The following is a 19223-nucleotide window of genomic DNA, read 5'->3' as shown; positions in this document are numbered from 1 at the left end:
TCTCGTCCTGCTTACGTAAGATATTCATTAATTAAAGTGATGGTCTCCTCAGGATGGCTAATATGCGGGTAATGCCCTTTAGCCTCCATTAACCGGAAGGTACTATTATTCAAGTGTTTATGTAGATATTCTCCAGCCGCTATAGGTACGATACTGTCATCCGAGCATTGTAGAATAAGTGTAGGCACTGTAGCCTTAGATAGATCTTCTCTATGATCTGAAAAGAACGTAACCTCAGCAAACTCTCTTGCAATAACAGGATCTGCCGAAATAAAGCTGCGTTCCAGTTCTTTCGTTAACATCGGGTCAGGGTTGTTCATAGCAAGAGGTGCCATAAAACTAGCCCAGCCTGCGAAATTCATCTCCATCATCTCCAGAAGCTCAGTAATATCACTCTTCTCGAAGCCTCCGAAATAAGCACCGTCATTTAAATAACAAGGAGAAGGACCAATCATAATCATTTTATCAAAATAGTCCGGCCGCTCAATCGAAGCAAGCATCCCGATCATAGAGCTAATAGAATGACCTATAAAAATAATATCTTTGAGTTCCAGCGTTTCGATGACATCCAATACATCCTGTACATAGCCGTGGAGCGTATGATATTTATCTGTTGTATATGCATTTAAATTCGAGTTACCTGAGCCTACATAATCAAATAGAACGATTCGATATTTTTTCTCAAAAGAAGGTGTAATAAACTGCCACATGCTCTGGTCACACCCAAATCCATGTGCAAAAAGGATCGTTCGTTCTCCTTCTCCAATCACTTTCACATGATTCCGCACCCTAATATCGTTCATTTTATATAACTCCCTTTATAGTTAGCATTCTCTCAATTTTGAAGGGTTGCCCTATAAATATCAAGAGCATAAAAAACTCCGCTTGAACAATCGGGACTGACCCCATCACTAGGATTTGAGTCTTTTTAATATGCTGATCATTACTATACTTCACCCCAATAGACCTCGGTCTCATATTCAAAAATTACTTTATCATCCTGTTTATTTCGTTCAAATAGGCTCCGCAGCTCCGTCATCATGTTCTCGTAACGTGGATCTCCGGGGGCCGGAATGTAGGAAGACGATCTCGCCCGCCCGCTTAATCCTTCGAAATTAAACACCTGCTGATTGCTAAAGTGCGCTACTTGCATCTGTCCTGTCTTAAAAAAGGAACTAAGGATCTCAGGGCTAATGTTCTTATGATTAACTTGAGTGTAGTCCGTGCCGAAGGTTTGCACCAGCTGCTCATACTCCTCCAGAAATGGGGTACCGTAAGTACACCGAGAATTCCATATCAGAACTGCCTTTCCACCTGGTTTAAGAATCCGCTTGAATTCCAATTGTGCTGAATCCCTATCAAACCAGTGAAACGCCTGAGCACATACGATAAAGTCTACAGACTGGTCTGGCAATTCTGTCTTCTCGGCAGACCCAGGCAATGCGCGGAAATGATTGTCCTTTGCGAACTTCTCTTCCGCAGCTGTACGCATTTCCGGATTGGGTTCAACGGCAGTCACACGACTCCCGCGCTCCAGAAGCAATGCTGAGAATATTCCCGTTCCTGCGCCAATATCAGCAATTTCACAATTCGGTTTTAGCCCAATCGTATGGTACAAATAATCAATGGCTTCTTTAGGATAACTCGGGCGATATTTCACATACGAATCTACCCGATTTGAGAACCGTTCTTTGTTATTCATCCAAATACTCTCCCTTAGCTTTTAGGTTCGTACTCACTTAATTTGCCTTGATAGATTAGCTTTAACCGATCGCTTTGCCGAAAATCATCCGGCGTTACGAGCGCAGGTAGCTTGTTCCATAGCTTAATGCCGGACCTCTCCAGAATTTCCGCAACAAATTGTGAGCAGAAGTAGGAGTTGCTGAATTCGACAGGTTCCTTCAGTGCGATACCAATCACGCCGAGAATATTATAGAGATACTTTTGCCGGCTTCGGATAAAGACTTTGAGTACCCGCTCCATTTTCTCCACTTCACGGGCTGTAACTTGAAGTTCATATAGAACACACGTCGTATTTGGATATTTGCTGAACGTGCCCGTCTTAATATCCTCCTTCACGAATCCTCCGTTTAGAGGGTTGCTCGGGTGCTTTCTGCCAAAGCTATATAACTCGGAAAGCTCCCGATTAAAGGAGATCGAGGCATGATTATAAGGGGCTCTCGTGTAGCCTTGAATAAGCTTCGTAAAGAGCGTTCCGGTATTCGTAAGCAAGATAAAGACCGATGGATCATCTGCCATTTACAATTTTCCCCTTATCAAGATTGAACGTTTCCTTCATAATAACATATGAACCCATTAATGGAATCTACTCTACGACAAGTTGGTGATTAGCTATCGACCGCTCTCTATTAACGGTAATCCTGATTTTTGCAGCCTTATCGGCCATTCACTTGATGTATGTAGTTATAGGCAAATTACAGCCCAGTAAAGACTATACAGGTATCGGCTTCCGCATCAAAACCTGGTGGGGAATGCTTTTTATCTTTTGTTTGGCTACTCTCTTTAATCCAGTCGTCTCACTATTGGCACTAATGGTGCTGACCTTCTTCGCACTCAAAGAATATTTCTCCATGATAAAGTCACGAAAATCCGACCGCAGACTATTTCTGTGGGCGTACTTATCCATTCCTCTACAGTTCTACTGGATTTATATCGAGTGGTACGGGATGTTTATTGTGTTTATTCCAGTCTATGTATTCTTACTCCTACCACTGCCTAGGCTCATTAATAAAGGGACCGTTGGCTTCCTGCGTAGTGTTAGTTCAACCCAGTGGGGATTAATGCTGATGGTTTTCGGACTTAGTCACTTAGCCTATTTTCAATTTGCTACACCGGAGTATGGAGCGGGGCTTGTATTATTCCTAGTAGTGCTGACACAGCTGAATGATGTGGTCCACTATCTCTCATCCCTCTATATGGGAAAGCGCAAAGTGGTCCCAACTGCCAACCCGTATTTGACCTGGGAAGGTTTTGCCTGTGCGTTCGTCGTAACAACCGGGGTCTCCTATCTGATCTATCCCTACCTGACGCCGCTCAACCCGATCTTCGGTTTCTTATCAGGCATGCTAATCAGTTTGAGCGGCTTCTTGGGTAGCTTAACGGTTTCCGTGCTGAAGCGAGATTTGCTCATCGGTGATGGTGATAAATTCGTAGCTTTAAAAGAAAGCTATTTAAGTCGTGTCGATAGCTTGACCTACACCTCGCCGGTCTTTTTCCATGTCATCCGTTATTTCTTCGATTTCATGTAAATTAGTTTTCTACAACGATTTTGGTCGCTTGGCCGATAGGCGGCAAGCTCTCGGTCAACATCGGACCGTAGAACGCATACACTTTGTCACCTTTTTTTAGCTCACTTGTAGCAATCTTCTGATTGTCTTTCGTGCCGAGAATAGTCGTAGTATCTGTAGTATTTAGAACAATCGTCTCGAAGGAAGAATCACTGAGCTTATCGCCTTTGATCACAACGCGGGTCGTGCCATTATCCGAAGGAGTAACCTCTTCAATCACACCAGCAGTTCCCAAAGTCTGCTGATCGGGAGCTTGTTCTTTTACAACAATCTTGATCGCACTCGTCAGTGGTGGCATGCTCATAGCCATGACCATGCTGTGCTCGGCCTCGATAGACATGCCCAGCTGCAGATCAGCCAAGGTTAACTTCTTATTATCGGCAGTAACGATTTCCGTTTCATCGGAAATACTTAGGCGAACGCCATGACCATAGCCGTTGAGGCCGATTTCAGCATTTTTTTCACCCTTATAGATACTAGTAATTGATCCTTGCTTGATCGTGTCTGAAGAGGTCTCTCCATTGCCTTGTTCCTTGGAGTTAATCGAAATCGTTCCAGTTGGGCCTGCGATAACTTCAAGCTTCATTACTTTTTCGAAAAAAGATAATGGGACGTAGGATTTACCATTCTTTAGCTCTGGTACAGCACCCAGCGAAAGAAGTGTTGTGCCATTACGGTAAGCATCTTTTGCAATTTGAAAGGACATCGACTGGCTATCTTTCTCAAGACCTAGCGATTGAAGGCTTTGAGTCCATGTTAACTTATATCCAAGCGCTTCAGCTGCTGTACGGATAGGGATCATAACTTCCTTGCTTGAACCTACGTATAGCGGAACATCGACTGGGGAGAAGCCCTTACCATCAATGACAAGCACATATTTTAGACCACCATATGAATCCTGCGGCACTGAGGAATTGGTCGCTGGTTTGACTGGAGCTGGCTGGATTGGGGCAGCTGAGATGACGTTCGATGCTATGAGCGTGCCAGCCAGGACCGCTCCGATTACTTTGAATGTTTTCATAGTGAATTATACCTCCTGAGATGAATGAAATTGTGCTACTCTATCATTCTTAACGTGAGGTTCAGAAAAAATGTTGCGATAAGATTGATCACTCAGACGTTCCATAAATGATCTTGGAGCGTCTTTGTCATGTTCTCTTGATGGCTGGCAAACTGCTTAAATCTATGTCCGTTCGCTCCAGAAGGATGAGGAAATCCCCATAAACAGCGCTGATCATCGAGCTTACCCTCAGATACCAAAAGCTTGAGCATTCCCTCCACCGTTTTTCCCAGAGGAATAATTAAAGCTTGGCTCAGAATGCCCAGCTCCTGCTCTAATGACAAAAGGGCACATTCTCTAAGAAACGGATCTGAAAGTAGCTTAGGATGGATGTGCTCCGCTATAATTTTTCTTCTCTACGAATACAGGAAAACGCAATAAAGAGGTGGTATGCAAGTTCGTTTGCTGCTCCTGAAAAAACTGGTCACAAGAGGTAAGGTTCAAATACTGATGAAGCCCAAGTGTATCTAGCATGTGAATTAACGTACTCCGCATGGAGCCTGCGAACCTCGCCGCTTCTTTTGCTTTTCTGCATACCGCTTCATCTGAAAGTCCGGCTTCCAACCCTATGACCGCTTCTTGTATGGCTATTCTCATCTGTGTAAAACCAGGTGTTAGCCCAATAATAATCACCTTTGCAGATGAATTGATGTATTCATTGTGCGGTGCATAGTACATTTCGAGCTTCCCGCTTCGCTTCACTAGAAGCTCATCCACCTGAAGATCGTCTTTCGATAGCGCGAAACCTTTCGGAAGTGAGAGCATCGCTGCTTTAAAATGTTGTAAATGGTTAGAGATGAGCATGTCATCCACCTCTCATGTTCCTATAATGATCCACTCACGGGACGCCCCTCGAACCATACCGCTTGACGGTCCGCTCTTCTTGCTACTGCTTCGGCCGAGCAGCTGGCATGCAGTAACACAAAGCTTGCAGTGTCTCCTACTTTTGGCCATACCTGTTCACCCTTTAGATTAAGAGGCGTTATCCCCCCTGTTATGAATCTAAGGGATTGCGATAAGGACCGTTCATCACTACACCCATATAACTCCGCGAACCGTCCCGCCTTCTCTAATTGATCACCATTTCCAAAAGGGGACCAGTGATCCGTAAGGCTGTCGGTTGCCAGTTTCACTTGTACACCTTCGCTGTGCAGCATCGGTAATGGCATCGTCATTCTTCCAATAGGTACTGTGGAAGCAATAGCCATACCAAGCGATGCCATCCGTGTAGCCATTTCTTCTGCTTCCTGCTGCGATGCACCTGCGAACCAGAATGCGTGACTAACGGTCACCTTGCCCTGTAAGCCAGCTTCTTCTGTGAGATCAGCCAAACGCGATAGCGTCTGCTTCCCTGCTTCTTTTCCATCATGTAAGTGAAGATCAATGCCAGCATTATTCATTACCGCTAGCTCGACCATGGTCTGAAGTGACTTCTCGATATCTCCATCCACTGAGTATGGATCGACACCACCTACATAGGTTGCCCCCTCTGCCAGGGATTGCTTTACTAATTCAACAGAATTGGAGCGAAGCAGACCATGCTGCGGAAAGGCTACAATTTCAGATGAAATTTTGCCGGAGAAGGTATCCATTGCTTGCAGGGTTGCTTCTAAACGCTTCAGACCGCTGACAGGCTCAATATTACAATGACTGCGCACATGTGTGGCACCGAAACGCTGTATAAGCGTCAATATGCTCTCCGCTTGTTGTCTCGCCATGGGCAGCAGCTTTGGCAATAATACCTTCTCTTCCTCAATCCGTTCAAATACACTGGACGCAGGCTTTACTGCCTTCCATGGTCCAGCGAAATATGTTTTATCTAAATGGATATGCGCCTCCTCAAAAGAAGGAAGCATCAATAACCCTTTGCAGTCATATTTAGGTAGATGACTCTGAAGCTCCACGTCCGCTCCAACCACTTCTGAAATCTTATCCCCGTCAATTCGGATATGACAAACCTTCGTATCCGTACCAACCACTTGTCCGTCCTCAATAACATAACCCTGCTCTAATCTTATATTGGTTAACCAGTAAGAAGCATTTAACATGCTACCCCATCCTTTTCTCAACGATTTAATATAGGTGCGAACCACTTTATCCTAAATGGTACCATAGCCCTTCCTATATAAAAAATGTCTGAAAGGTTTTTAGCATAAGACTATATCGTAAATATCCCAACTTCTAACTTTAAAAATACAGATAACTCGCTGAGCTCTCTAAGTTTGGTCGTCATCTCATCGATAGTCGCAAGCTGTTCCTCTGTGGAAGCGGCTACTTCCTGTGAGGACGATGCCGACTGATCAATGAGCTGCGAAGATTGCACTAGAGCTTTCAATGATTGATGTGACATTGTAGACAACTCGCCAAATATGCCTTGAATTCGCAGTGTGCTTTGGGTCGTTAGATCAACCTTCTGAACAATTTCCTCCAGGGATTGTTGCCCCTGTAATACTAAACCATTCTGTTGATTGACCACTTGTTGACTCGATTCCATCGTTTTGACCGCTGCATTCGTATCCGCTTGAATCGCACCAACAAGCTCGGCAATCTGCTCGGCTGCTCTTTCAGAGCCTTCAGCAAGCTTACGGATCTCTCCTGCAACTACAGCAAAACCTTTCCCTTGTTCTCCAGCGCGAGCCGCTTCAATGGCTGCATTAAGCGCGAGTAGATTCGTCTGACTGGCTAATTCGGAGATCACGGTAATAATCTCACCGATTTGGCTGGACCGGTTGTTCAGCTGTGCAATGGTTTCTGTTGAGCGCGCAATGGAACTAACCATAGTTTCAAAGTGATTTACAGATGCCTGGTTTGCACGCTGGCCAGTTTGCACAGCTTTTATTAAATGACTGGAATCGTGAACTGTCTTTACCGTCTCCTGCATAATTTCCTCGGAGATTTCTCCTGTCCGTTCCATCATCGTGAGTACTTGCCGCACATGTTCTGCTTGCTCCCCCGACCTCTCAGCCATATCCGTAATAATCGTTGTGATTTGCTTGGATGTTTCGTTCGTCTGCTCTGCTGAAACTTGAAGTAACTCTGCATTTTCATTCAGATGATTAGCCTGAGAAGTGACATTCCCGACGATTGCCCGAATGTTATCCAGGAACTGATTTATGGAATACGCCAGCATCCCAATCTCGTCATTTCGCTTCATATCCAGCTTCTTGGTCAGATCACCTCCGTGTTCCACAAGCTCCATGACATGCTCATTGATCCGGCGCAGCGGCTGTACAATAAGTCGGGTTAAGATAATGAATAGCAAGACAATAAAGATAATCAGAGCGATAATAAAACCGCCTATAATTAAATATTGGTTGTCCATCATAGGCTCCAAAATCTGTTCTATAGGCATCGCCAGCACTAACTTATACTCTGTATCGCCGATCCTTGTAAAGGCATAAACATTCCTCGAGTCCTCTGTACCACTAGTTCCCGTAGATTGCGCTATGATCTGACCGACCTTTTGCAGCTGTATGTCCGGTTCTTCAAAAATAGCCTTACCTATAACGTGCTTAGGGTTCTCGCTTGCTACGTATCGTCCAGCTTTATCTATGACAAAATAATAACCTGCACCCTCCTCCCTCATTCCAGCCAAGCTCTTCTCGAAATCATTCGAGAATCGACTATTTAGTTTAGTAGAAGTAAGCTCCACCTTATAGTTAAGCTTTTGTCCAACTTCATGACTGACAATTTCATTAAACTTAGAAAATGTATATATACATAGACCTGCAAAAATCAACACCATGTATACTACAGCAACGGTCATAACAATGGTTCGAACGGTTTTCTTTTTCAATGTCGGAATTCCCTTCCAATCTAGTGACATCATGTCATCCATAGCTACAGATTAATCTGACCGTGATGTTTGACTCTGGACCTAGCTTCTCCAATACGACTAGCTTCCTTGTTCAGCAGCTCATCCACCCGCAGGCCCTTTAACCCCCTTCTAGGAATCTCCTTTAAGACTTCTTCCAGTCCGGTGATCATGTTCAGCGGCGCTTCTCGATCTGCCCCCGGTGTATCACCATTGTCGTGCAGAACGATGATAGAACCGGGTTTAATCTTTTTCAATAAGTCATGCTTTATTTGGGCTGCGCTAACAGACGCCTTCCAGTCTCCCACCATAACAGACCACAATACAATCCGATAAGAACGTCTGAGTAAAACAAGATCGCCTAAATTAAGGAGCCCCCAGGGTGGGCGATACAAGATAGGCCGCTCTCCTGTAATCCGCTCGACAATATCAGCTGTTCGATCTACTTGCTTCCGTCTATTCGTCCATGGGGAGTAGATCCAGTTAGGCGTATGTGTATAATTATGAATGCCGATCTGATGTCCTTCACGGTGCATTCGCTGGATTAAATCCGGGAATTGCTCAGCCTTTTTGCCTAATACGAAGAAGGTTGCTTTAACGTCATGTTCATGCAGCAAGTCCAATAATTCAGGGGTATAGCATGGATCTGGTCCGTCATCAAAAGTAAAGGCAACTTCCTTCGCGGCATTTCCTCTGGATACAACACCCCACCCCAATATTCGAGTAATCACAAACGGAACAATCATATAAAGAATAATCGCATCTATAGCTAAAATAAGGAGCGTCCACATTAGGAAACCGCCTCTTTCCTTCGCGAAGCAAACCGCGCTTTCAAAGACTGCTTACTAAGTACGAGCATCTTAGGAGACAACTTCTCCGTGCTGTCCTCAACGCGATGTTTCCCCTCTGGATGCAGCATCCGAAGTAAGAACCGAAGATAGATTCCGAACCATCGCCGCTGCCATTTGGACTTGATAGGATGCTGCTCAAACCCTATTCCATGAATGATCCCGCGGTGAAGTAGCGTAATCCCCGTTAGCGCCTGCACTTTGCTTAGTTCTGGATTGCTATCTAGTTCACGACTAATCTCCTTCATGGCCTCGCGAAGCATACGTGCAGTTCGAATTCCGGCCCGATCAGCGCCCAGGGTACGCGTAAGCTGCACTACCTGACGATTATCCAGATGAAGCTCACCCACCCAATCTCCGGGAAGAATCTGATGCCCATCTTTGCAGACTATACTTTCACCGTGATACTTTAACACGACCAATTTACATATCCCGTATCTCCACACGGACTGACTGCGGAATTTGGTGACAACAGCAAATAGGTTCTCCCACATCATCCAAAGAGATTGCGAAAATAATTTTATAAATGAAACTGAGGCTACCATTAATCTTCCTTCTTTCGTGTAAAAGTTTATCTTCTAGCAAAATCTTTCACTAAACGCCGCGTATACCTGCCGATCATCTTTACCAGACTGTTTCCGAGATAAGCACCTATCCATAAAAACAATGCACCTAATAGCATGAAAAAAAGTGAGATGCTCAGCGTATTATTTTCAACCCCGAATAACGATATAGAAGAGATGCCGAATAAATACAAGACAGGTGATAACAAGAGAATAATAGGGGTCAAGTAAAAAAGAGTTGCACATATAAGACTCACCATTCCGATAATACACTGCAGCATCAACCCTATAATTGCTCTCCAGTTATGCTCATCCAGAAACTCTGCCTTAACCCTTTCCCACAAGCTACCCTCTTCTTGAGCTCGGGTTGGTATCGTCCGCACGGAGATATCTGTATAGACTTTTGTTCGAATTCGCTCATGCTGTAAAAAGGTCTCGGTAGAACGCAAAACATAATAAAGGATCGGAATCCCTACTAAGGTAAAGGACATCCCGACCCCAAAGGTGATGCCCACCAAATAGAAGCACATGTAAAACAGCCCTGTGGCAAAAGTAATTAATAAAAAACAGAAATTTCTCACATGTTTCCGGATCATTTGATTCATATGATTCTCTCCCTCTCTTCAATAAAAATTTGTTCATCTTCGCAGTTCCTATGCTAATGCTCCTGATGTAAAACCGACCAGTGCCATAATGTCATATGACAGTTATTTCATACAAACATAAACGCCTCCGGCGTCCTTATAAGGACGGTAAGCGTTTAAGCGAGAAATATAAGACATAAAGTATGGTGTGAAACTTATACTTTCTTATATTTTAAAAAAAGCACCCTATCGCCTACTCCCGCGAGGGAAAGCAGACAACAAGGTGCTCGTTAATTTCAGGTGATTCGGTTATGGTTATTCCGTAGTGCCAAATGCTTTCTCAACAGCCTCTTCACGGTTCCGCACACCCAGCTTAGCGTAGATGGTAGAAGCGTAATTTCTCACCGTCCCATCGGACAAATATAATTTGGCAGCAATAGACTTATAACGCATGCCCTTTGACAGGCATTCTAGAATCTCCAGTTCACGCGGGGTCAGTCCATATTCATTAATCTGCTCAGTCTGCGCTTCAGAAGCTGGTTGCATCTCATAATGATCAATTAATACATTCGTAATAGCTGGTGTAATCATCTTTACGCCCCGATGTACGAGACGTATTCCTTCGAATAGCTCTTGCGGCTCGGTAGACTTTAACAAGTAACCATCTGCCCCGTTTTGTAGTGCTTCGACCGCCATATCTGCTTCTTGAAAAGTAGTCAGAATCAACACTCGTACCCCTGGCCACTTTTGCTTAATAATCTTGGTTGTTTCCGCACCGTCCATGCCTGGCATATTTAAGTCCATCAGCACCACATGAGGTTGATCCTGCTCGCAGAAGCTTACCGCATGCTCACCATTCTTTGCTAACCCTATGATCTCAAAATCGGGTTCCTTCTCTAGTATAATTCGTAGACTATCACGGATATACGGTTGATCGTCTACCAACAATATGCGAACCGTCTCCTCTCGTATCTCTTCAAGCCTCGGCAAACTACAGGTCACTAAAGTTCCTTCCCCTGGCTTAGAATAAAAATACACTCGCCCTTGCAAGTTAGAAGCTCGTTCCTTCAACGCGTTCAGACCAAATCCTGCTGTTAAATCTGCTGCGCCTAATCCATTATCCTGCACGTCCAGCCGGATCAATTTCTCTTCGTAATGTAGACTAATGACAATTTCACTGGCTCGACCATGACGTACTGCGTTGGTTATTGACTCTTGCAGGCATCTGTATAATGTCATTTGAGCCTGCTTGGATACTGTATATGCCTCTCCAAACGTTCTTAGGCGAATCTTAACCTTCGAGAAAGTCTGGAAATCATCCACTAATTTCTGCAGGGACTGAATAAGCGTCAATGAATCCTGCGAAGAGCCCACATGGTGCAAATATCGACGAACATCATCTAGGCCATTGCGAGTTAGCTTTAACAAGGCATCTATCTTTTGCTCCCCATCCGGAGTGTTCACCTCAGAACGTAAAGTTTCTAGCCCCATAATAATTGATGTATATGAGTGACCCACCGTATCATGCAGATCTTTGGACAACCGATCCCGTTCTTCCAGAAGTGTCATACGCTCGACTTGTGAGATATACTGCTCCAAGACCGCATTCTGATCCTTAATGATTCCGCTCTGCTTGTGATTAACCACCAGTAAATGAAAAGCAAAACCAAGCGTATACACCAAACCAATGTTCAGGATCATCGAGACAGCATCCATTTGTTGTGACAATCTAGATAACATAATTGGAATCAAAATAACCGTGATCGGAGCTGACCAACGATAAGACTTCTGTGCACTATTGCTGGCAATCATAAAAGTGATCGGTAGAAAAGTTACATACGACTCAGGAAACAGAGCAGCCAAATATAAGCATAGACCACCCGAAAGGAGGATCTCCGCAATCAGATAATACTTGTAATGCAACTGTAAACAAAACCAAGGCACTGAAAAAGAGAGCACACCCCAAACAAACGCGATCCAGAAAGGAATCGTAAAATCCTCCGAGAGATAACACATGGTGACCATAAAAGAAGTAGAAAAACAAATCCGAAACAGGAGGACGAGCCAATCGTACCAGAACCACTGTTTGACCAGATTAAACAAGACATTTCCCCCTATATACTGTGCTGACTAGACCTTTATTATAGTGTAACCCCCTAAAGCCTTACTAGTTACAAAAGGTCATGAGATGGGATGACATTTATGTTAAGGGTGTAATTACTGAATAGAAAAAAAGATGCCATCCCTAGTAGGGGCAGCATCCCGTGATCAATCCTAATCGATTTCTGGAATTAAAACTTAATTCGTGAAAATCCATTATTCGTCATTATATATCCCACTTCGTTACCTACATAGATGAAATTATAATCATTCTTCAGCTTAAAAGTATAATCCACTGCGAGCGTTTTAGGATTTAAAACATATGTGGCGGAGCCCGGAAAGCCAAGCTCAATATTGCCATCTTGTAATCGGTTCAACGAAACAAAAAATTCTGTCTCATCTTGAAGAGCTACCGACTTAACTAATCCTTTGATATTATATAGGGATAGCTTCCCATTGGCGTAAACCCCATAAACCTCACCAAGTGAGGAGACGACACCGTTACCTGCAATATCTCTTCCCCATAGTAATTTACCTTTAGGGTTAAATCCGAACAACCGATTCCCTGTCTTTGGTATATTGGCACGGACTAACACTGTTCCATCAGAAAGTACATTATTGTAAGGTACTTCAGTGTACGACTCAACTGGCAATTGATATGTAAACACTGAATTTAACGAAGAATCAAGCGCCTGAATTCGCGAGCCTTTCCCACCTCCATAATTCGTTTGAATTAGGACACGATTTCCTTGCGCCAATACCGTTCCTTTATAAGATACATTTTTTATTTTAGTTCCATTTTTATTAATTAAAATTAGTGAACCCGCATAATTTCCATTGTCATCAAAGTTACCTTGGGATGCAAAGACTAGACTTCCATTATCAAGTCTATATAAGTATCCCTCTGTCTGAGACAAATTCACTTTCCATTTCCGTTTTCCATCAGGTCCCACCGCATAGATCTGAGTTGCGTCAGGTGAAAGATTATCTGTAAAGGTTATGTATACCGTTCCATCTGGCGCCACTAAATAATCTTTCGATTCACGAAACATTGCTGTGCCAGGGTCTGCAAAATTAACTGACCACTTTAGCTTCCCTGTCTGTGTATCATAGGATCTCAGCGTATCAACCAACCATACCTTAGTTTGGGTAGCATGCTCTTCCTTAGTGTGGAGATACACTGTATTTAATGATGGAACCTCCACGGGACTCCCTTCTATGCTTTCTAATGCTCCCACAACATTCAGCTGACTCCATTGATAATCAGGTAATTTCGTTACTGTTCCAGCAGCTTCTACAGCAGTAGAAGCTAACGTACTTACGGTAATCAGGAAGAGAGTAAGCAAGCCTGTAAATATTCCTTTTTTCAAAATTATCAACCTTTCTTTCCATATATAGTATGTATCTTGTTACTTTACTCCCTTTTTTTAGGGACAACAAGATCAGATTAAACATCTTTTTAAATGAAAGCCCTTAGGAAATCACCAACTAATGACTTTTGAATGGTTGATTCAAAACTATCTCGAACATATGGAACACCATATCCACCACAAATTTTATAACGCATTACTCATCATCGGAGGAATCATCTATGTTAGCCGCACTACTTCACGGAATCGCCTTAGCCTTTGGATTAATTCTTCCGCTTGGCGCACAGAATGTCTTTGTATTTAACCAAGGGGCCTCACAGCCACAGTTTAAAAAGGCCATTCCAGTTATTATGACAGCTGCTTTATGTGACACCCTTCTTATTTTATTAGCCGTGTTAGGTGTTTCCGTTCTTGTGTTTGCCATCCCTGTTCTACAGACCGCTTTATTTGCTGTGGGACTTGTATTCCTTTTGTATATGGGATGGTCCATCTGGAGAAGCACACCGACATCTTCATCCCAAGATGCAGTACCACTATCTTCAAAAAAACAAATCCTGTTTGCGATGTCCGTCTCTTTATTAAATCCACACGCGATCTTGGATACGATTGGAGTTATCGGCACTAGCTCTCTGAATTACACGGGCATAGACAAAGTTATATTCGCCGCTTCGACTATCCTGATTTCCTGGATTTGGTTCTTTGGGCTTGCTGTAGCAGGAAAGACCGTAGGACAAATAGATTCAAGCGGCAAAATCATGCTGATCATTAATAAGATCTCTGCGATTATCATTTGGGTCGTTGCAGCATATATTGCTTACAAGCTTTATCAGATGTAACAGAAGAAATTCCTACATCTAGTTCATTATATGAATCATAAGCCGTACACCAAATCGTCTATAATTAAGTCCAATTTACACCATAATGTACTAGAATTTTGACTTCTTGTTCAGAATGCTGTACATTACAAGTGGACGAACAATCAACAAACCAAAATACTATAATGTTCGCATTTAGAGGTGTATATAATGAAAAAAGTATTCGATTATGAAGATATTCAGTTAATTCCTGCAAAATGTATCGTAAATAGCCGTTCTGAGTGTGATACAACAGTCACCTTAGGTGGTCATACTTTTAAATTACCTGTGGTACCCGCAAACATGCAAACCATCATAGATGAGAAGATCGCAAGCTTCTTAGCCCAAAATGGCTACTTCTACATTATGCATCGTTTTGAACCGGAGAAGCGTACGTCTTTCATCAAGGACATGCACTCCCGCGGATTAATCGCTTCCATTAGTGTCGGAGTCAAAGAAGAAGAATATGATTTCGTTAAACAATTAGCTAACGAACAGTTGATTCCGGAATTCATTACGATCGATATAGCACATGGTCATTCCGAGGCTGTCATTCGAATGATCAAACATATTAAACAGTATCTACCTGCTAGTTTCGTCATTGCTGGAAACGTGGGAACTCCTGAAGGCGTTAGAGAATTAGAGAACGCTGGGGCCGACGCTACTAAAGTGGGAATTGGACCAGGGAAAGTATGTATCACGAAGATTAAGACTGGATTCGGTACAGGTGGCTGGCAATTAGCCGCACTACGCTTGTGTGCCAAGGCTGCAAGTAAGCCTATTATCGCTGACGGTGGCATTCGGACACACGGGGATATCGCCAAATCCATTAGATTTGGTGCTTCCATGGTCATGATCGGTTCCCTATTTGCTGGGCATGAAGAATCTCCTGGTGATACCATCGAGATCGATGGAAAGCTGTATAAAGAGTACTTCGGCTCCGCTTCTGAATACCAAAAAGGTGAAAAGAAGAATGTTGAGGGCAAAAAAATAGTTGTCGAACACAAAGGCGCTTTAGCAGAAACGTTGAGAGAGATGGAGCAAGATCTTCAGTCCTCGATTTCTTATGCTGGAGGCAATAAATTGGAAGCCATTCGTAAAGTCGATTATGTTATCGTTAAGAATTCCATTTTTAATGGTGACAAGGTCTATTAACAAGCATAGACGCCTTCGGCGTCCTTATAAGGATGGCAAGCGTTTAAGCGAGAAATATAAGACATAAAGTATCGTGTGAAACTTATACTTTCTTATATTTTCAAAAAGAGGTGAGTAAGACGACTTGGGTCGTCTTGCTCACCTTTTTTTAGTTTGTTATGATTTCCGCTATACCACTTTGGGGTAATCATCTAATAGGCTATTAGATTGAACAAGAGAGGATAATCCCTATGCGGCAAGCTATGATTATTATTAACCCCTCATCTGGTAAAGAAGAAGCTGGCGAATATGTCAGATATGCAGAAAGAGTTCTAGCTGATCAAGGCTACTTGGTTATGATCAGGGAGACGGCAAAAGAACTAGATGCAACTCGTTATTGTATCACTGCCTGCGAGGAGTGTTACGATCTAGTCGTCTCCATTGGCGGGGATGGCACGCTTCACGAGACCATTAATGGCCTTATGAATCAGAAACAACACCCAAAGTTAGGTGTAGTCCCCTTAGGAACGGTTAATGACTTTGCCCGCGCATTACAGATTCCGCTGAATCCCGAAATAGCCATTCAAACCCTTGCTTCCTCTAACGTAAAGACAGTAGATATTGGTTGCTTGAATGACCGCTTATTCGGCAACGTTGTTGCTGTAGGCTCAATCGCCGGATCATTATCCTCCGTATCAACCGAAGAGAAAACTAAGCTCGGCTCATTGGCATATTTGAAAGAAGGCCTAAAACAACTTACAAGCACTTCTCCTCACCCTCTTGTCATTCATTATGACGAGAAGACATGGCAAGGCGATTCCCCGCTTTTTCTCGCCGTGTTAACCAACTCCGTTGGCGGATTCGAGAATCTGATACCTGATGCTGCGGTTGACGATGGTCTGCTTCACTGTTTTATTATTCAAGACCTCAGTATACTCAATACCATTACGGCCAGTATTTCTTTACTACTTGGCAGCCTTAAGGATCATAAAGAAGTTGTCTATTTCACGGCCCAAAATGTAACTGTAAGCTCTATAGAAGCCGTAAGAACCAATGTGGATGGTGAAGAAGGTCCGATTTTACCGATTACGCTAAGTGTTCTCCCTCGTCATATCCAAGTCATTGTGCCGGAAGTGGACTAACAAATAAAAGCAGTCCGGAACTCAAAAAGTTCCAGACTGCCATTATTATATGGAAGCCCCGTTCCATATCTATCTTCTTTTTGCAAATCACTTATAAAAATCCTATTCCGCTACAATAAACTTTTTACTTAATAACCACATTCCGCCGCTAATCCCTAAGAAATAGATAGGCATCGTCAGTAATGAACCATTATGCAGGGCGCTCATTCCCCATGTCGCCAAACTAACTAATAAGTAATATCCCAAGCTGAAGATCGCACCTGCTGTTCCTACAACATCCTGAAAATTGACAAGCGCAAGACTTAGACAATTAGGTAAGGCGATACCGGCCCCCATTAACATGACAAAAAGGGTTATTAGAATGCATACCATCAACATCATATTCGACAACGAGGCAAGGCTGCTTACGATTGTTAATAGCAAAGCCCCGCTGGTCATCACTAGACAACCGATATGAATTATTTTTTCTGGAGCATAGATGGTCAATAGTCTCTTGGACATCATTGCTCCCACGATCGATGCCAAGGCCACAATAATACCTAGAAAACCATATACTCCTGGCGAAATGTTAAAGTGTTCAATGAATATAAAGGGTGCTTCAGCATAGTAGCTAAATAAAACTCCATTGATGCCCCCGATCAGTAACCCAAACACAAGTACACGTGGCAATGAGAGCATTCTTTTAACGATAGGTAGAATAGCAACCTTTTTTCTCTTGGAAACATCCGTTGTTTCTGGTAGCTTCAAAAAGGCATACACAAACAACAACATGCTCATTATCACCAGTGTAAAGAAGACCGCTCGAAAGCCAAAGGCCTGATCTACCCATCCGCCAATAAGCGGCCCTACTGCTGGAGTAAAAGCAATAACCGCCGATATTTGGGCAAACATCGCATGCCGTTTATTTCCGGACACACTCTCACGAAGAATCGTTTGTGTAATGATCGAGCCTGTCGCTGCTCCAAACGCTTGAATGAAACGGCTGACCAGAAGTAGATTAATGGACTCAGAGTAAAAACACATCAAGCTTCCAATACCATATACAATGAGGCCACCCAGCATGGCAGGTCTCCGTCCGATGAAATCAGAGAGCCAACCCCAACACAAAACACCTAAAGCAAATCCGATAAAATATATACTTAATGTTAATTGTACAGAACTATTAGAGACCCCAAGTGCTGCCGCAATATCCGGCAATGATGGAGTGTAGATCGTCTCACTAATTTGCGGAAAAGCCACAAGAACAATCATTAGCAGTAAAGATGGTGCTGCATATTTTTTCATATTAAATTCGCCCTCCTACAAGCTTATATCCTAGAACAACAGAATATGAGCCTAGCTAGGGAAATGGGGGCATCATTATGGCAAGACGACTATAGATCATCATGTTCGATATTACCTTTCATTGTTAAGTTTTCTTTGTTATATAGGAGGGTTTCAATGATTCAACTAAACTATCATTATATACGGAAATAGAAAAGCTCTCAAACGAAATGCTTCGTCTGAGGGCATATTTATGTTACGAGTTTTGTTCCGATAATCCATGTACAGTTAAAGACTCTAGTTATGTTGTGCCGGAGGAGGCAAAGTTGCCGTCTCACATGAATTAATGTTATCATTCGGATGAAGTTATCTTACTTTAAATATGAAGGAGGAATACCTGATGAAAAAGAGATCCCTAAAATATTTGTCTTTTGGTATTGGGTATTCTACTGCTGTTTTTTTCTAAAATTAATGATGGATAGGATAGGTCTGTCAAAAATTAAGAAAAACTAAAAAACAGTGGAGATATATAACCTAGCTATCGTTATGTATCTTCTATTTAAAGGAGACTTCATAAAAATGAACTTAAATAATAATGTGATTACAAGATATAATCCGGAAAATATTGCGAAACCCGTTGGTAACTATAGTCATGTAACAAAAATAAGCAGAAACGCTGAAATGTATGTGTTTTCTGGTCAAATTGGAATCGATCAAACCCGTAATATCCCTACAGATTTTAATCAACAAGTAACAAATACGATGAGTAATATTGTCGAAGTCCTTTCTTCTCAAAAGCTAACTCCCGATCATGTAATCAAAATAAACATTTGGGCCACAGAAGAAATCGATTGGGATCATTTCTATGGAATTTGGAATAAAGTATTCGGGATGACGCCTCCTTCAATGACCATTGCTTATGTTAAAGGATTAGGTTTACCTGAATTAAAAATTGAATTAGATGTTTGGGCTGCAGGATAAACTAAATTAAGCAGAACTAATTTAAAATACTGTACGCAAAACGAGCCTTAGAAGCGATTCTAAAGGCTCGTTTTTCTTATCCTAGAGTAAAAGGCTGAACAAATTCAGCCCCTCCTCATCAAACCGTACGTGAGGTTTTCCCTCATACGGCTTTCCGATGTCCGTCACTCATGGGCATGCAGATTACAATAACGTTTTAAGT

At 42.8% G+C, this 19223-nt stretch carries 19 protein-coding genes; 5 read left to right on the top strand and 14 right to left on the bottom strand.

What is annotated here, in order from left to right:
• Window positions 1–11: 11 nt before the first annotated feature.
• The 3 genes from L1028_RS22850 to L1028_RS22840 all read right to left on the bottom strand — a co-directional run bounded on the left by L1028_RS22850 (window position 12) and on the right by L1028_RS22840 (window position 2259).
• Window positions 12–803: an alpha/beta fold hydrolase gene (locus tag L1028_RS22850; protein ID WP_234540032.1), complete on the bottom strand. Its 792-nt coding sequence runs from the start codon at window positions 801–803 to the stop codon at window positions 12–14.
• A gap of 143 nt (window positions 804–946) precedes the next feature.
• On the bottom strand, window positions 947–1702 hold the full coding sequence (locus L1028_RS22845; RefSeq protein ID WP_234540030.1) for a class I SAM-dependent methyltransferase: 756 nt from the start codon (window positions 1700–1702) through the stop codon (window positions 947–949).
• Window positions 1703–1716: 14 nt separating this feature from the next.
• A complete protein-coding gene (locus L1028_RS22840; RefSeq protein WP_042192886.1) occupies window positions 1717–2259 on the bottom strand; it encodes a hypothetical protein in 543 nt (180 codons plus the stop codon).
• A gap of 95 nt (window positions 2260–2354) precedes the next feature.
• On the opposite strand from L1028_RS22840, the gene L1028_RS22835 reads away from it, so the two are divergent.
• Entirely contained in the window at window positions 2355–3269 is a 915-nt protein-coding gene (locus tag L1028_RS22835) for a phosphatidate cytidylyltransferase (RefSeq protein WP_234540123.1), read from the top strand.
• Window position 3270: 1 nt separating this feature from the next.
• On the opposite strand, the gene L1028_RS22830 is transcribed toward L1028_RS22835, so the two are convergent.
• The 10 genes from L1028_RS22830 to L1028_RS22785 all read right to left on the bottom strand — a co-directional run bounded on the left by L1028_RS22830 (window position 3271) and on the right by L1028_RS22785 (window position 13647).
• Window positions 3271–4329, bottom strand: coding sequence for a copper amine oxidase N-terminal domain-containing protein (locus L1028_RS22830; protein ID WP_234540028.1), 1059 nt, complete (start codon window positions 4327–4329; stop codon window positions 3271–3273).
• Between the two features lie 92 nt (window positions 4330–4421).
• Window positions 4422–4652 carry a uracil-DNA glycosylase family protein gene (locus L1028_RS22825; RefSeq protein ID WP_234540026.1) on the bottom strand — a complete coding sequence of 77 codons (231 nt, stop codon included), beginning with the start codon at window positions 4650–4652 and terminating at the stop codon, window positions 4422–4424.
• A 37-nt stretch (window positions 4653–4689) separates the two neighbouring features.
• Entirely contained in the window at window positions 4690–5172 is a 483-nt protein-coding gene (locus tag L1028_RS22820) for a hypothetical protein (protein ID WP_234540024.1), read from the bottom strand.
• 20 nt (window positions 5173–5192) lie between these two features.
• The gene (locus L1028_RS22815; RefSeq protein WP_234540023.1) at window positions 5193–6416 is read right to left on the bottom strand and encodes an amidohydrolase; all 1224 of its coding nucleotides are present in this window, start codon (window positions 6414–6416) and stop codon (window positions 5193–5195) included.
• Between the two features lie 110 nt (window positions 6417–6526).
• Window positions 6527–8164, bottom strand: a complete 1638-nt coding sequence (locus tag L1028_RS22810; protein ID WP_234540022.1) for a methyl-accepting chemotaxis protein — start codon at window positions 8162–8164, stop codon at window positions 6527–6529.
• Between the two features lie 44 nt (window positions 8165–8208).
• Window positions 8209–8973 (bottom strand): polysaccharide deacetylase family protein, encoded by a 765-nt coding sequence (locus L1028_RS22805; protein ID WP_234540020.1) that lies wholly within the window; start codon window positions 8971–8973, stop codon window positions 8209–8211.
• Window positions 8973–9575, bottom strand: coding sequence for a YkoP family protein (locus L1028_RS22800; protein ID WP_234540018.1), 603 nt, complete (start codon window positions 9573–9575; stop codon window positions 8973–8975). Before L1028_RS22800 ends, L1028_RS22805 begins: the two co-directional genes overlap by 1 nt.
• Window positions 9576–9601: 26 nt before the next feature.
• On the bottom strand, window positions 9602–10198 hold the full coding sequence (locus L1028_RS22795) for a sensor domain-containing protein (protein ID WP_234540016.1): 597 nt from the start codon (window positions 10196–10198) through the stop codon (window positions 9602–9604).
• 294 nt (window positions 10199–10492) lie between these two features.
• Window positions 10493–12280 (bottom strand): helix-turn-helix transcriptional regulator, encoded by a 1788-nt coding sequence (locus L1028_RS22790; RefSeq protein ID WP_234540014.1) that lies wholly within the window; start codon window positions 12278–12280, stop codon window positions 10493–10495.
• Window positions 12281–12468: 188 nt separating this feature from the next.
• A complete protein-coding gene (locus tag L1028_RS22785) occupies window positions 12469–13647 on the bottom strand; it encodes a PQQ-binding-like beta-propeller repeat protein (RefSeq protein ID WP_234540012.1) in 1179 nt (392 codons plus the stop codon).
• Between the two features lie 221 nt (window positions 13648–13868).
• On the opposite strand from L1028_RS22785, the gene L1028_RS22780 reads away from it, so the two are divergent.
• The 3 genes from L1028_RS22780 (at window position 13869) to L1028_RS22770 (ending at window position 16777) form a co-directional block, all read left to right on the top strand.
• Window positions 13869–14483, top strand: coding sequence for a LysE/ArgO family amino acid transporter (locus tag L1028_RS22780; protein ID WP_234540010.1), 615 nt, complete (start codon window positions 13869–13871; stop codon window positions 14481–14483).
• Window positions 14484–14672: 189 nt separating this feature from the next.
• Window positions 14673–15656 (top strand): GMP reductase, encoded by a 984-nt coding sequence (gene guaC / locus L1028_RS22775; RefSeq protein ID WP_341482575.1) that lies wholly within the window; start codon window positions 14673–14675, stop codon window positions 15654–15656.
• 230 nt (window positions 15657–15886) lie between these two features.
• Window positions 15887–16777 (top strand): diacylglycerol/lipid kinase family protein, encoded by an 891-nt coding sequence (locus L1028_RS22770; RefSeq protein ID WP_234540009.1) that lies wholly within the window; start codon window positions 15887–15889, stop codon window positions 16775–16777.
• 102 nt (window positions 16778–16879) lie between these two features.
• On the opposite strand, the gene L1028_RS22765 is transcribed toward L1028_RS22770, so the two are convergent.
• A complete protein-coding gene (locus tag L1028_RS22765; protein ID WP_234540007.1) occupies window positions 16880–18061 on the bottom strand; it encodes a multidrug effflux MFS transporter in 1182 nt (393 codons plus the stop codon).
• Window positions 18062–18619: 558 nt separating this feature from the next.
• On the opposite strand from L1028_RS22765, the gene L1028_RS22760 reads away from it, so the two are divergent.
• Window positions 18620–19021: a RidA family protein gene (locus tag L1028_RS22760; protein ID WP_234540005.1), complete on the top strand. Its 402-nt coding sequence runs from the start codon at window positions 18620–18622 to the stop codon at window positions 19019–19021.
• Window positions 19022–19223: the final 202 nt, after the last annotated feature.

The organism is Paenibacillus pseudetheri (assembly GCF_924513355.1).
Lineage (GTDB): Bacteria > Bacillota > Bacilli > Paenibacillales > Paenibacillaceae > Paenibacillus_AQ > Paenibacillus_AQ pseudetheri.
The sequence above is the reverse complement of the archived record's forward strand: the minus strand, read 5'-3'. Positions and strand labels throughout refer to the sequence as shown.

What these genes read in the sequence shown, in the direction of transcription:
- L1028_RS22850 (WP_234540032.1), bottom strand. Translation starts at nt 803, where the DNA reads ATGAACGATATTAGGGTGCGGAATCATGTGAAAGTGATTGGAGAAGGA.
- L1028_RS22845 (WP_234540030.1), bottom strand. Translation starts at nt 1,702, where the DNA reads ATGAATAACAAAGAACGGTTCTCAAATCGGGTAGATTCGTATGTGAAA.
- L1028_RS22840 (WP_042192886.1), bottom strand. Translation starts at nt 2,259, where the DNA reads ATGGCAGATGATCCATCGGTCTTTATCTTGCTTACGAATACCGGAACG.
- L1028_RS22830 (WP_234540028.1), bottom strand. Translation starts at nt 4,329, where the DNA reads ATGAAAACATTCAAAGTAATCGGAGCGGTCCTGGCTGGCACGCTCATA.
- L1028_RS22820 (WP_234540024.1), bottom strand. Translation starts at nt 5,172, where the DNA reads ATGCTCATCTCTAACCATTTACAACATTTTAAAGCAGCGATGCTCTCA.
- L1028_RS22815 (WP_234540023.1), bottom strand. Translation starts at nt 6,416, where the DNA reads ATGTTAAATGCTTCTTACTGGTTAACCAATATAAGATTAGAGCAGGGT.
- L1028_RS22805 (WP_234540020.1), bottom strand. Translation starts at nt 8,973, where the DNA reads ATGTGGACGCTCCTTATTTTAGCTATAGATGCGATTATTCTTTATATG.
- L1028_RS22800 (WP_234540018.1), bottom strand. Translation starts at nt 9,575, where the DNA reads ATGGTAGCCTCAGTTTCATTTATAAAATTATTTTCGCAATCTCTTTGG.
- L1028_RS22795 (WP_234540016.1), bottom strand. Translation starts at nt 10,198, where the DNA reads ATGAATCAAATGATCCGGAAACATGTGAGAAATTTCTGTTTTTTATTA.
- L1028_RS22780 (WP_234540010.1), top strand. Translation starts at nt 13,869, where the DNA reads ATGTTAGCCGCACTACTTCACGGAATCGCCTTAGCCTTTGGATTAATT.
- guaC (WP_341482575.1), top strand. Translation starts at nt 14,673, where the DNA reads ATGAAAAAAGTATTCGATTATGAAGATATTCAGTTAATTCCTGCAAAA.
- L1028_RS22770 (WP_234540009.1), top strand. Translation starts at nt 15,887, where the DNA reads ATGCGGCAAGCTATGATTATTATTAACCCCTCATCTGGTAAAGAAGAA.
- L1028_RS22765 (WP_234540007.1), bottom strand. Translation starts at nt 18,061, where the DNA reads ATGAAAAAATATGCAGCACCATCTTTACTGCTAATGATTGTTCTTGTG.
- L1028_RS22760 (WP_234540005.1), top strand. Translation starts at nt 18,620, where the DNA reads ATGAACTTAAATAATAATGTGATTACAAGATATAATCCGGAAAATATT.